This window comes from Streptomyces sp. GL_140, assembly GCF_057834465.1.
On record NZ_JBYQMJ010000003.1, the window covers coordinates 59,637 to 72,892 of the forward strand.

General features: G+C 71.5%; 12 protein-coding genes. All 12 read right to left on the minus strand.

Annotated features, from left to right (window positions below; genetic code table 11):
* Window positions 1-71 precede the first annotated feature (71 nt).
* Entirely contained in the window at window positions 72-935 is an 864-nt protein-coding gene (locus AC3IYJ_RS41565; protein ID WP_489403399.1) for a thioesterase domain-containing protein, read from the minus strand.
* Complete coding sequence (locus AC3IYJ_RS41570; RefSeq protein WP_330301464.1) at window positions 919-1,200, minus strand: acyl carrier protein; 282 nt, start codon at window positions 1,198-1,200, stop codon at window positions 919-921. The genes AC3IYJ_RS41565 and AC3IYJ_RS41570 overlap by 17 nt, the downstream gene beginning before the upstream one ends.
* Before the next feature lie 455 nt (window positions 1,201-1,655).
* Window positions 1,656-1,928: a chorismate mutase gene (locus AC3IYJ_RS41575; protein ID WP_489403400.1), complete on the minus strand. Its 273-nt coding sequence runs from the start codon at window positions 1,926-1,928 to the stop codon at window positions 1,656-1,658.
* 21 nt (window positions 1,929-1,949) lie between these two features.
* Window positions 1,950-3,848, minus strand: a complete 1,899-nt coding sequence (locus AC3IYJ_RS41580) for an anthranilate synthase family protein (RefSeq protein WP_489403401.1) — start codon at window positions 3,846-3,848, stop codon at window positions 1,950-1,952.
* Window positions 3,845-4,507 (minus strand): isochorismatase family protein, encoded by a 663-nt coding sequence (locus tag AC3IYJ_RS41585; RefSeq protein WP_489403402.1) that lies wholly within the window; start codon window positions 4,505-4,507, stop codon window positions 3,845-3,847. Before AC3IYJ_RS41585 ends, AC3IYJ_RS41580 begins: the two co-directional genes overlap by 4 nt.
* 105 nt (window positions 4,508-4,612) lie before the next feature.
* Window positions 4,613-5,392, minus strand: coding sequence for a 2,3-dihydro-2,3-dihydroxybenzoate dehydrogenase (locus AC3IYJ_RS41590; protein ID WP_489403403.1), 780 nt, complete (start codon window positions 5,390-5,392; stop codon window positions 4,613-4,615).
* Window positions 5,389-6,939 (minus strand): amidohydrolase family protein, encoded by a 1,551-nt coding sequence (locus tag AC3IYJ_RS41595; protein ID WP_489403404.1) that lies wholly within the window; start codon window positions 6,937-6,939, stop codon window positions 5,389-5,391. Before AC3IYJ_RS41595 ends, AC3IYJ_RS41590 begins: the two co-directional genes overlap by 4 nt.
* Window positions 6,936-7,208, minus strand: a complete 273-nt coding sequence (locus tag AC3IYJ_RS41600; RefSeq protein WP_489403405.1) for a phosphopantetheine-binding protein — start codon at window positions 7,206-7,208, stop codon at window positions 6,936-6,938. The genes AC3IYJ_RS41595 and AC3IYJ_RS41600 overlap by 4 nt, the downstream gene beginning before the upstream one ends.
* A 77-nt stretch (window positions 7,209-7,285) precedes the next feature.
* Window positions 7,286-8,896 carry a (2,3-dihydroxybenzoyl)adenylate synthase gene (locus AC3IYJ_RS41605; RefSeq protein ID WP_489403406.1) on the minus strand — a complete coding sequence of 537 codons (1,611 nt, stop codon included), beginning with the start codon at window positions 8,894-8,896 and terminating at the stop codon, window positions 7,286-7,288.
* Between the two features lie 65 nt (window positions 8,897-8,961).
* Entirely contained in the window at window positions 8,962-9,993 is a 1,032-nt protein-coding gene (locus AC3IYJ_RS41610) for a ketoacyl-ACP synthase III family protein (RefSeq protein WP_489403407.1), read from the minus strand.
* A 44-nt stretch (window positions 9,994-10,037) separates the two neighbouring features.
* Entirely contained in the window at window positions 10,038-11,402 is a 1,365-nt protein-coding gene (locus AC3IYJ_RS41615) for a salicylate synthase (protein WP_489403408.1), read from the minus strand.
* A 79-nt stretch (window positions 11,403-11,481) separates the two neighbouring features.
* The gene (locus tag AC3IYJ_RS41620) at window positions 11,482-13,023 is read right to left on the minus strand and encodes an MFS transporter (protein ID WP_489403409.1); all 1,542 of its coding nucleotides are present in this window, start codon (window positions 13,021-13,023) and stop codon (window positions 11,482-11,484) included.
* Window positions 13,024-13,256 lie beyond the last annotated feature (233 nt).

Below are 13,256 nucleotides of genomic sequence, written 5' to 3' on the forward strand. Positions count from 1 at the left end.
TCTCGGGGCGATCGGCACTGTGTGCCGGGGTCCGCCGGTCATCGTGGAGAAGGGGCCTGCCAGGAGCGGGCTTATGTGGCGTGCACCAGCTGTGCGATTACGGCGGCTGCGTCCGGGCGGCTGAGCATGGTGTAGTGGTCGCCGGGGCTCCGGTGGGTGGTGAGCCCCAGGGGTGCCAGCGGCTCCCAGCCGAGCGTGGGGTCGTCCGGGATGAGGCTGCCCTCGGCGGTGACCAGGACCAGCGGCACGCTTGACGGTGCGGCCTGGTACGGGGCGGTCAGCCGGTTGTTGCGCAGCAGTCCGTCCACGTAGGTGTCGTAGAGCTTGCGCAGCCCGAAGATGGGGGTGTCCGCCTTCAGGGCCCCGCCGGCGACGGCGGCTTCCAGAACGACCTGCAGGCCGTCCTCGACGCTCGCGCCAGCGAGCCGCTCCGCGTCCGGGGTCACCGGACAGCCGCGCTTCGCCCCGAGGTACAGCGCGAACCAGCCGAGGAGCAGGGTGGGGTCCAGCTCGTCGTCGGACGGCTTGTACACGTCGGTCGGGGCGATGCTGTCCAGCAGTACGAGGCTGCGCGGGCGCCGGTCGGCCGGGAGCTGCTCGACCAGGGACTGGGCGATGACCCCGCCGAAGGACCAGCCGGCGAGGGAGTACGGGCTGTCGTCGAGGGCGGACGTCAGCTCCGCGGCGAGCCGCCCGGCCAGTTCCTCGACGGTGGTGGCGGCGTGACCGCCGGTCAGTGCCGCCTGCCAGTACTCGGGGAGGGCGGACAGGTCGAGCACGGTGAGTCCCGCGCCGTCGGGCAGCGTCTCGGCGAGGGTCTGGTGCACGGCGGCGTCCAGTGCCCCCGGGTGCACCACGTACACCGTGTTCGCGCCGCCGGTGGCGACGCGAAGACGGCGCACGACCGTAGGAGTCCGGTCAGGACGCAGCCGCATGCTGTTCCTTGGCTCGGGTCGCGGACTCCTCCGCGATGAAGGCGGCGAGGTCCTTGATGGTCGGGTGGTACCACAGGGTGGTGGTGCCGAGTTCGAACCCGAGCCAGTTCTCCATTTCTCCGGCGAGAATCAGAGCCTCGGTGGAGTCGAGATCGAGCTCATCGAAATACAGTTCCGGTGATACTTCGCTCTGCTCCACCCCGAGCTTGTGGGCGATCTTCTCGATAAGCCACTGCTGGGCTTCTGGCGCCGTCACAACGAGCACGTTGATCCTCCCTATTACTGAATCCGGAGAGCCCGGTTCAGTGTGTCCAGATGGGCGAGGGCTCGGAAGCAGCGGCCGTGCGCTTCCTTGCGCGGGCCAGATGCGGTCAGGAGAAACGGAGAATCGCTTTTAATCCACTGGAGTGAAATTGCAAGGCATGTCGCAAACCCCGCCGGCGCGAAATCCGAATATGGATTTCTCCTGCACCCTGCCTACGCCCTTATTCAGCACACTAGGCCGGTCGTGAAGGACGTTGCAACCCAAGGCGGGCCCTCCTGGAGATATGCGTCGCGATCTCGAGGTGGTATTGAGTTCTCGTCAAGTGACAACTCGCCCGAACCGATCTGAACCGGGCTATTCGAATGAGCGTGCCCGGAACGACGAAAGCACCCTCCCGGGACCCGGGAGGGTGCTTTCGCGTCAGTTTTCGAGCCGGAGGGGACCGGGCCGCGGTCCTACCAGGCCTGGGGCAGGAGCTCCGGCTTGTTGCCCAGTTTCAGCAGGAGCAGGGCCAGGGTCGTGCCCTGGGTACCGAGGGCCGAGCGGTACTTGTTCAGCATCTCGGTCTCCTGCACCAGCTGGGTCCGCGGCAGGCCGACCTGGCTCTTGGCGCGCTGGAGTTCCGTCACGAGCTCCGTGCGCCGACGGATCAGGTCGATGATGGTGGCGTCCAGCTCGACCACCTGGTGGTCCTGGCGGGTGATGTCCGGGGTGGCTACCGAGGACATGGGGGTTCTCCCATCTCTGAATCAGTCGGTGAGGGCGGCGTCGAGCAGGTCGGCGAGGATGGCCGTGGCGTTCTGGGTCAGTACCGACGCCGGGTGGAACTGGACCGAGGCGAATCCCGGGCCCGTCATGGCGTGGACCTCGCCCGTGAGTCCGTCGCGGCAGGTCTCGACCGTGCCGGGGCGGACCGGGCAGGGGAACGAGGCGGTCCGGGAACGGGCGGCGAACGTGTTGTAGAAACCGACCAGTTCGGGCCGGCCGAAGAAGTCGATCTTCTGTTGGACGCCCTGGTTGGGGACCGGGCGGCGGTGCACCTGGAGGCCGAGGACGGTGCTCAGCACCTGGTGGCCCAGGCACACCGACACGAACGGGGTACCGCTGCGCAGCAGGGTCTCGGTGGCCGAGCGCATCGCGGCGATCTTGGGGTGGTCCGTGTCGCGCGGGTCGCCGGGACCCGGCCCCACGATGACCAGGTCGTGGGCGGTCAGGTCCGACACCTCGTCGTAGCGGCGGATCGACACGCTCAGGCCCAGCGCGTTCAGCTGGTGCTGCGCCATGGCGGTGAAGGTGTCCTCCGCGTCCAGCACGAGGACCCGCAGGCCCTCCAGGTGGCGCCGGGGTTCGGCCCGCGAGCGCGGGTCGAGCAGCCAGAACTGGCCGAGCGGGGCGTTGCGCGACTCCAGGGCCCGGCGGATCTCGGGATGACCGGCGAAGGACGGGGCCGTCGCGGCCGGCGGCGGCGCCCCGTCCAGCGCCGACAGCAGACCCGCAGCCTTCGCCCGGGTCTCCGCGACCTCGGACTCCGGCGAGGAGTCCCGTACGAGCGTCGCGCCCACCGAGAGCCGCAGTCCGCCCGAGCGGTCCACGTCCGCGGTACGGATCATGATCGCGGAGTCCAGGGTGCGCTCGCCGGCCGCGTCCCGGCCGATCAGCGCGGCGACGCCGCTGTAGTACCCGCGGCCCTCGGGCTCGTACCGCTTGACCACCTTGCAGGCGCTCTCCAGCGGACTGCCCACCACGGTCGGCGCGAACATCGTCTCGCGCAGCACGTCCACGACGTCCAGGTCGGTCGTGCCCTCGATCAGGTACTCCGTGTGGGCCAGGCGGGACATCTCCTTGAGGTACGGGCCCACCACCCGCCCGCCCTCGGAGCACACCCGGCCCATCATCTTCAGTTCCTCGTCTAGGACCATGTACAGCTCGTCGGCCTCCTTGGAATCGGCCAGGAAGCCGAGCAGCCCGTTCACGGTGGGGCCCGACGGGGGATAGCGGTACGTGCCGCTGATCGGGTTCATGACCGCGGCGCCGCCCGAGAGGCTGACGTGGCGCTCCGGCGTGGCGCCGATCAGCGTGCGCTCGCCCAGGTGCACGACGAACGTCCAGTACGCCGACGGCTCGCCCAGCAGCATCCTGCGGAAGAAGGACAGCGCCGTGGCGGCGCTCCACTTCTCCACCGTGGCCGTGTAGGAGCGCTGCAGGACGAAGTTGGCGCCCTCGCCCCGGCCGATCTCCTCGGCCAGCACCCGGGCCGCCCGCGCCGCGTACTGCTCGTCGTCGATGTCGAAGGTGCCGCCCGTGGTGGTCAGCGGCAGCGCGGGAAGGCGCCGCAGCACCTCCTCCAGGGGCACCACCGCCTGGTCGTGGATCTCCAGGGCGACCAACGGCGTACCGTCGTCGGGGAACTCGAAGCCGCGCTCGCGGATCTGCCGGTACGGCAGCAGGGCCAGCAGCTCGTGCTGCGAGCGGGCGCCCGCCGCCGGGAGCGGCAGGCCGTCCAGCCCCGCGGCGTCCGGGACCTCGGTGACCTCGCCGACCAGCAGCTCGACCTGGTCGCGGCCGGACTCCGGGCGGTGGATCAGCGCGAAGGGCGGTGCGCCGGCCGCCAGCACCCGGCTCAGCAGCGGGCTCTCGTACCCGGTCAACGGACCGGCTCCGGCTTGGGCGCGGCCGCCAGCTGGGTCAGCACGTCGTGCGTGGTCACCGCCATGCCGCAGCGCGTGGCCACGTAGTCCACCGTCATCTGGTGGAACTCCGGAGTGAAGTCGGCCACCGCGTCGGCCACCACGAAGGTCTGGATGTCGTGGGCGAACGCCTCGTTGGCGGTGGTCAGGATCCCGATGTGGGCGTAGACGCCGCAGACGATCAACTGGTCGCGCCCGTCGGCGCGCAGCCGCTGGAGCAGGTCCGTACGGAAGAACGCGCTGGGCCGCCACTTGGTCAGCACGGTGTCCTGGCCGGCCGGGGCCAGGGCCGCGGTGATGGCCCGGTCGGCGGGGGCCACCGTCATGCCGGGCCCCCAGAAGTCCTTCAGCAGACCGCGGTCGGCCTCGGTCATGTCGCCGGGCTGTGCCGTGTAGGCCACCGGGATGCCCAGCTCGGCGCACCCGTCGCGCAGCGCGGCGCTGTTGGCCATCAGGCCGGTCAGCGGCTCCTGGCCGGAGCCGAACGGCTGCAGGAAGAACTCCTGCATGTCGTGGATGAGCAGCATGGCCCGTCGGGGGTCGAGGTCCCACCGTGCGGTGTTCACGGGCAGGGAACCGCCGGAGGGCATGGAATACGGTGCGATCGCCGGGATGCCCAAGACGATCTCCTTTCTGGGTCGGGACGGCGGGTGGGGTCGGGACGGCGGGGTGGGGACGGCGGGGTGGGGACGGCGGGTTCGGAGGGCGGTTCGCGGCGTCCGGGTTCAGACGCCGAGGGTCGCGCCCCCGTCGACCACGAGGTCGTGCATCGTGATGTGCCGGGCGCCCTCGGAGAACAGGAAGAGCACCGCGTCGGCGATGTCCTCGGGCTGGGCGATGCGCCGCAGCGGGATGCCGGTGCGGAAGTTCTCCGGGAGGCCCTCGATCGAGCTGCGGGCGACCTCGGCCGGGTCGTACATCCCGCTGAGCATGGGGGTGTCGGTCGAGCCGGGCGCCACCGTGTTGCAGCGGATCCCGTACCGGGCCAGCTCCAGCCCCAGGCACTTGGTGAGCATGGTCGCCGCGGCCTTGGACGCCGCGTACGCCGCCATGTTCATCCGCGGGGTGCCCGCCGCGTTGGAGGCCACCGTGACGACCGAGCCGCTGCCGCGGGCCGCCATGCGCAGGCCGACCGTGCGGGAGAGCCGGAAGACACCGGTGACGTTGACCGCGAAGGTGGTGTCCCAGTCCTCGTCGGAGAGGTCGAGGACCGCGCCCATCCGCAGCACCCCGGCGCAGTTGACCAGTTCGTCCACGGGGCCCAGTACGGCCTCGGTACGGTCCACCGCCGCGGTGATCCCCTCGGGGGAGGTGACGTCCGCGGGGACGGCGAGGACCCGGTGGCCCTCCGCGGCCAGCCGCTTGGCCAGCGGCTCCAGCGCCGCGGCGTCGCGGTCCAGCAGGGCCACCGCGCGGCCCTGCTCCGCCAGGGCCGCGGCCACCGCCGCGCCGATCCCGCCGGCCGCCCCGCTGACCAGGGCCGTCTTGTGCGCGTACTCGCTCATGCGGTCCCTCCCCGGCGCCGCGAGGCCCCGAGCACACCCGCGACGGCCTCGCCGGAGATGCCCAGCGTCCGCGTCGAGAAGGAGGCCAGGGCGTCCAGGTAGTCGTCGCGCAGCTGGTCCTCGTCGAGGTGGACGCTGCGCCCGTCCTCGACCAGCACCCGGCCCGCCACGATCACGGTCTCCACGTCCGTGGACCCGCCGAGGTTCAAGAACCCCTCCAGGGGCCGCGGATTGAGCAGGTAGCGCCAGTCGTCGACCGGCACCAGCACCATGTCGGCCTGCTGTCCGGCGGCCAGCGAGCCGATGCCCTCCCACCGCAGCCCGCGGGCCGCGATCCGGGTGGCCATCGCCAGCGCGTCGGTCGGGACCAGCACGGTGTTGTCGGCGAACAGCTCCGTGTGCGACTGCCAGGCGGCGCGCATCGCCTCCGGCATCCCGCCGATCGGCAGGGAACCGCCGTCCGTGGACAGCGATACGTCGAGCCCGGCCCGGCGTAGTTCCGGGATGGCCCGGGTCTCGGTGAGCGTGGACTCGCCGGTGGGACCGTACTTGGCGGGGGAGTGGCTGATGTGGGCCTTCGCGGCGAGCAGCAGGGAGCGCTCGTGCTCGTCCAGGAAGGCGCAGTGCACCGCCATCAGCCGGTCCGTCAGCAGGCCCAGCTCGGCCAGCCGGCGCACCGGGGTGGAGCCGTAGTAGGCCCGTACGACGTCCACCTCGTCGCGCAGCGCGCCGACATGGGTGGCGAACGGGACGTCGTAGGCCAGGGCCAGCTTGCCCAGGCCCTCGCCGAGCTCGTCGCTGACATTGGTGATGTAGGAGGCGCTGACCTGGGCCCGCACCAGTCCCGAGGTGTCCCGGGCGCAGTCGGTGAGCAGGCCCTCCAGGCGGGCCAGCACGGCGTCGGTGTCCCGGGTGCGGCGGTAGCGGCTCTCGCCGGGGGCGCAGACCGAGTCCCCCGTCCAGTAGCTGACGGAGGCGCGGATGCCGATCCGGCGGGCGGCGGCGGCCAGCGCCTCCGGGCGGTTGAAGGAGCCGACGTCGCCGAGCGCGGTGGTCCCCGAACGCAGCTGGGTCCACAGGGAGTAGGCGGCCACGGCCTCGGCCTCGTCCGGGGTCAGGCCGTCGGCGAGGTTCTGGAAGTCGTCGAACAGCACGGAGATCTTCCGGGCGTCGCCGCCCCGCGCCATGATGCCGGGCTCGTCGGTGACGTCGCGCGGGTCGCGCAGCGCACCCTTGAACGGCAGCCGCATGGCGAACATCTCGTGCCAGTGGGCGTTGACGAAGCCGGGCAGCACCATGTGGCGGCTGCCGTCGATCGTCCGCAGCCCCGCCCGGATCGCGGCGGGCAGTGCTTCGACCGCCGCGTCCACCTCGGTGACGGAGCCCACGGCGGCGACCGTGTCCCCCACCACCAGGACCGAGCCGGCGGGCAGCATCCGGCCGTCGTGGTCGGCGTCGGCGGTGTAGACGCAGCCGCCGCGGACCAGGAGCGCAGAGGGCCGGGCCGGCAGGCTTCCGGACAGGTCGCCCGGGAGTACGGAGCTCATCCGAGCCTCGTCACGATCTCGTCCGCCGGGAGGATGCCGAGCAGGTGCCGCGTCCAGTCCTCCAGGGTCGGCTTCGCCGCCAGTTCCATGACCTCGGCCCGGATCCCCGCCTTGCGCAGGTGGCCGACGATCCGCATGATCTCCAGCGAACCGAGGTCGCGCTGGACCAGGTTGGTCCCGGGCAGCAGGGTCTCGGGGTCGACCTTCATGTACCGGGCGGTGATCTTCCCCAGGACCTGGGTCACCGCGTCGGCCGACTGGACTGTCATCAGAGCTCTCCTAGCGTCAGGGGCGTTCGGGCCGGCGCCGGTCGGCACCTTCGTGATCGGCACGGGCCGGGGCGGGGTCAGCCCACGGTGGCGAGGCCCGCGGCCAGCACCTTCTTGTCGACCTTGCCGAGCCCGGTGAGCGGGAAGGCGTCGACCAGTTCGAGCCGGTCCGGGAGCTTGTACTCGGCCAGTCCCCGGACCTGGAGCGCCTCCTTGAGGTCGCGCAGGCTCGGCGGTTGCCCGTCGGCGACGACGAAGGCGCAGATCCGCTCGCCGAGGTACTCGTCCGGCACCCCGATGACGGCCGCGCGGGCGACCGCCGGGTGCGTGAGCAGGTGACCCTCGACCTCACCGGCCGAGACCTTGTCGCCGCCCCGCACGATGACGTCCTTGATCCGGCCCTCGATGACCAGGTGGCCCTCGGGGGTCAGCCGTGCCAGGTCGCCGGTGCGGTAGAAGCCGTCGGCGGTGAAGGCGACCTTGTTGTGCTCCTCGGCCCGGTAGTAGCCGTGGAGCGTGTACGGGCCGCGGGTGTGCAGCTCGCCCGTGGCTCCCAGCGGGAGTTCCGCCCCGTCCTCGCCGACGATCCGCACCTCGTCCCCCGGTGAGATCGGCCGGCCCTGGGTGGCGACCACGGCCTCCAGTGGATCGTCGTCGCGGGTGAAGGAGATCAGCCCCTCCGCCATGCCGAAGACCTGCTGCAGCCGTACGCCCAGGCCCGGACCGACGCGCGCCGCGAGCTCCGGCGACAGCGGGGCGCCGCCGATCTGGACCGTGCGCAGAGTGCTCAGGTCGTGGTCCGACCATTCCGCCGTCTCCAGCCACAGCTGGGCCACGGTCGGGACGAGCGAGGTGAAGGTGACGCCCTCCTCCTCGATCAGCCGGAAGCAGTCGTCGGCCGTGGGGCCCTCGGCGAGGACCACGGTGCCGCCCGCCCGCAGGGTCCCGATCACACCGGGGCAGCCCCAGGTGAAGTTGAACTCGACGGGGAGGGCCGCGAGGTAGACGTCCTGCTCGGTGAGGCCGTTGACCTGGGCGGCCGTCCGCGTCTGGTACGCGTAGTCGTTGTGGGTGCGCGGGATCAGCTTGGGCAGGGCGGTCGTACCGCCCGACAGCAGGAAGAACGCCACGTCGGCGGCGTCCGGCTCCGGAAGCTCGACCGGATCGGCGTCCACCGCCTCCAGCGGCGTGGCGTCGACGCCCGGGGGCACCTCGCCGAGGACGAACAGCTGCTTCAGCGTCGGCAGTTCCTCGCGCAGGGCCAGTGCCGCCGACAGGTGGTCGAAGCCGCGGTGCGAGGCCGGCAGGGCGTACGCGACCGCACCCGAGATCTCGCACAGGTGGCGGATCTCGCTGGCGCGGTGCGAGGTCAGTGAGAACACCGGCACCGCGCCGAGCCGGAAGAGCGCGAAGCAGACCGCCGGGAACTCGACGGAGTTGGGCAGCTGTACGACCACGCGGTCGCCGGGCGCGATGCCGTGCCGCAGGAAGCCGGCGGCCAGCCGGTCGACCCGGGCGTCCAGGTCGCGGTAGGAGAGGCGGGTGGCGCCCTGCACCAGGGCGGTCTTGCCGTCGTGGCGCCGCGCCCACGAACGCAGCAGGGCCGAGAGGTTCTCGCCCAGCCAGTAGCCGTTCGCGCGGTATGCCGCGGCGATCCGCTCATCGGGCGGAGTGCAGCCGTCGAGCATGGTTGTCGGGTCTCCTTCTGCTTCTTCTGCTTCGCTTGGGGGATGGTGCCGGGCCCTGGCAGGGCCTATTCGGGCATCGGCCCGGTGATCCGGATGACCGCGCAGGTGACCTCGGCGCCGGGGGCGGCGCCGATGAGCATCACGTGGTCGCCGACGGTCACCTGGCCGGTCGACAGGAGGTATTCGAGCCCTGCGAAGGGGTCGACGGCTCCGGCGTGGCCGGTGCGGCGGGTGAACTCCCACACGCCGCGGTCCTCGTCGATGTCCAGCGGGTCCAGGAAGGTGTCGTCCAGCGGCCCCTTGGAGAACCCGATGTGCACGACGCGCCGGATCCCGTCCATGGACACACCGGCTTCCGCGAGGGTGCGCTCCGCGACGTCCGCGACCAGCTCCCCCAGGTTCCCCATGGGGGGCAGCACTCCCTTGGCCCACTGGTCCCGCCAGAACTGGCGGCGGGCCTCCAGGTTGAGCGGCTGCCCCAGGGTCACCGGCGGCGGGAAGAGCACCTCGCCGCCCCGGTTGAACTCCTCCATCACGGGGTTCGAGAGCGAGCCCGCGGCCAGCACCCGGGCGAAGCCACCGTCCGAGGAGACCACCGCCGCGGCGGCCCCGTCGGCCAGCAGGAACAGTCCGGACGCCCGCCAGCGGTCGACCATCGGCGTACCGAAGTTGTCGGCGGCCGTGATCAGCACCGCGGGCCGCGAGGGATCGGCGATGAGCCGGTGGGCGGCCAGCTCCAGCGAGGCCAGCATCCCGAGGCAGCCCTGGCGGACCTCGATCGCGGGGATCGGCAGCTCCAGGGTCTTGCGCAGGATGTAGTGCTGGGCGGACCAGCCGTCCGGCCCCTGGAAGTGCGCACTGCTGTGCAGCAGGGCGGCGAACTCCTCGGGCCGGCGGCCGGAGCGGCGCACGGCCGCCTCGGCCGCGGTGACGGCCATGTCCGGCGCCGCGACGTTCCCGGCGACGGCGACCGACTCGATGCCGGACGCCTCCCGGACGGCGGGGTCGAGGAGACCCTCCTTGACCGCCCGATCGGTGTCGACGACCTCCGGCAGCCAGCTGGCGACGCCCGCGAGGTACAGGTTTTCGAACCGCATGGTGGTGAGCTCTCCTTCCGGGGCTGTGGTGCTCGGCGGGTCGCTCAGCCGGCCAGGGGGACGGCCGTGTCGGTGGTCCCGGCCGAGGCGCTCGCCCCGGTGGCGGAGACCAGGAAGCGCGAGACGCTCTCGAGCTTCTCGGAGGTCTCCTCGAACTCCCGGGCCGCGGTGGACTGCCCGACGATCCCGGCGCCGGCGCGCAGCCAGGTGCGGCCGTCCTGGCGGTAGACCGAGCGCAGGACCAGCGCCGCGTCCATCTCGCCGTTGTGGTCGGTGACCAGGACCGCTCCGCTGTACAGGCCCCGGCTCTCGGGCTCGTACTGGCGGATGACGTCGTAGGCGGCGGCCTTCGGGACACCGGAGGCGGTGACGGCGGGGAAGACCGCGCCGAAGGCGTCCCAGGTCCCGAAGCCGTCGGCCAGCCGGCCGGCCACCCGCGACGCCAGGTGCTGCACGCTGCCCCGCTCGCGGATCGCCATGAACTCGGGAACCTCGACCGAGCCCTCCTGCGAGACGTTGGTCAGCTCGTCCGTGCCGACCTTGACCGAGATGGCGTGCTCGTAGATCTCCTTGGGGTTGGAGAGGAGCTCCTCGCGCAGCTCGCGGTCGCGCTGCGGGTCGCCGGTGAGCGCCCGGGTCCCGGCCAGCGGCTGGCTGAACACGCGGCCGCCCGCCTCGACCTCGACGACGGTCTCGGGGCTGAAGCCGGCCGCCTCGATGCCGCCGAGGTCGAGCAGGAAGGAACGGGCGGGGGTGTTGCCGCGCCGGCCCTGGACGTACGTCTCCACCAGGTCGATCTCGCCCTCGATGTCGACGACGCGGGACAGGATGACCTTCTGGAGCTTCTCGTCGTTGATCTCCGCCACGGCCGACTCGACCGCGCTGCGGTAGTCCGTCTTGTCGAAGCCGCGTACGTCGATCAGGGCCGCCCGGCCCGCGCTGCGCAGGACCGGCGCGCGGAGCACGTCGAGCGCTGCGCTCAGGCCGGCCTGGTCGGCCGAGCGGACGACCGCCGTGGTGCCGTCGAGACGGATCTCGGTGCGCGGCACGATCAGGTGGAGCAGCCGCTCGTCGCCGATGTGGTCCAGTACGCCGTCCTTGGCGTAGGACAGCTCGAAGGTGGCCCAGCCGTAGGCGCGCCAGCCCTCGATGGAGATGGTGTCGAGCAGGGTCTGGATCTGCTGGAGCGGCTTGCCGTCCCATGGCAGGAACTGCTCGTCCTCGGAGCGCAGCCGGGCGCCGGTGCGGTCCAGCGTCAGTTCGGCCAGGGCACCGCCGGCGTAGGACCAGCCGGTCGCGCCCTCGTAGACGACGTAGTCGTCGTAGAGGCCGGATTCGGCCAGCGCCGCGACCGTGGCGAGCTGGTCCTGGCCGAGCGCGATCTTCGTTTCGACGTAGTAAGGCGACATGCCTGGGTCCCCCCGGGGATCATGGTCAAAGGAAAGGGAGTGGAATCGCGGCCGTGGAGAAGGGGCCGGGGACATCGGTTCAACTGCGTGCTTCCTGGAGCTCGGTCGTGGGTGCGGAGGCCGCCGGTGCGGCGGTCGTGGCCTGCGCGGGCGCCTTGCGGATCAGCAGGGCCACGACGACGGCACCGATCAGGCCGGCGATGCCCGAGGCGAGCATGACGTCGTCGAGGGCGGTGGCGAACGAGGACCTGACGAGGTGTCCGACGGCTTCCAGCTGGTCGGCGGGGGCCTGGGCGATCACCCGGTGGGCCTGGCCGCTGCCCAGCGCCGCGGCCACGGATTCGCCGGATCCCGTCCGGGCGGTCCCGCTCAGCGCGCTTTCGAGCCCTTGCTGGAGCACGATGCCGAAGACGGCGATGCCCAGGGCCTGGCCGAGCTGGCGGAAGGTGTTCATCGCGCCGCTGGCCATGCCGCCGCGCTCGGGCGGTACGGCTGCCATGGCGGTGGCGGCCAGCACCGGAGAGACGACTCCGACACCGAGTCCGGTCAGTACCAGACCGGGGATCAGCGCGGTCCAGCTCGAACCGGAGTCGAGCCGCGTCTGCAGCAGGCTGCCGATGCCGATCAGCGCCAGGCCGCCGCTGAGGGCCAGCCAGTTGGGCAGCTTCGGCAGGTGCTTGCCGGCCAGTGCGGAGACCACGAAGGCCATCGCGCTCATCGGCAGCACCACCAGGCCGCCGGAGACCGGGCTCAGTTCGAGTACGGACTGCACCCACAGCGAGGTGTACGGCAGGTAGGCGAAGGCCACGGCGGAGAAGAGCAGGCCGCAGAGCATCACCCCGACGAAGGGGGCCCGGCGGAAGAGCGAGAGGTCCAGCATGGGGTGGCTGCCGCGGCTCTCGATCACCAGGAAGGCCGCCAGGGAAGCCGCCGACAGGGCGCCGAAGCCCAGTACGGTCGCGGAGGTCCAGCCGTCCGTGCCTCCGCGGATCAGGAGGAAGACGAGCGCGCCGACCGACACGGTGAAGGAGCTGATGCCCCCCCAGTCGATCCGGCCCGCCTTGGGGTTGCGGGACTCGGGGAGCACCGCCAGGGACAGGGCGATGGCGGCCACGCTCACCGGCAGGTTGACCAGGAAGATCCACCGCCAGCCGAAGTATTCGGTGAGCAGCCCGCCCAGGACCGGTCCGACCGCGGCCGCGGCGCCGCTGACGGCGCCCCAGACGCCGAAGGCGATCCCGCGGTCCCTGCCCTGGTAGGTGACGTTCAGCAGGGCCATCGCGGTGGCGAGCATCGCCGCGCCGCCGATGCCCTGGACCACCCGGGCCGCGACCAGCGTGGCCGGGGCGTCGGCGATGCCGCAGACGAGCGATGCGGCGGCGAAGAGGAGGAGGCCCCCCACGTAGACCCGGCGCAGGCCGGCCTTGTCCGCGAGGGATCCCGCGCCGAGGAGCAGGGCGGCCAGGGTCAGGGCGTAGCCGTCCATCACCCACTGGAGGTCGGACATGGACGTCTTGAGGTCTGAGCCGATGCCCGGCAGGGCCACGATCACGATCGTGACGTCCACCAGCAGCATGAACACGCCCAGGCTGACCGCTGTCAGCGGTAACCACTTTCGCACGAGGGCCCTCCACGGTCTCGATATGGCGAGTTGAATTCGGGGCGCATGAATAACCGTCTTCATTGACGCCGTTTCATGCGCGGATATTCGGACTCTTGGGACTGCCCCGGTGGCTCGAAATTGAAGATTGCATGCCCGAGTCGGCCCCGCAAGCCAAAACAAGTGCCTTGCGGAACATTCCCCCGGGCCTCCAGATGGGGTTGAGTTCTGCACGAGCGACAAATTGGACTTTC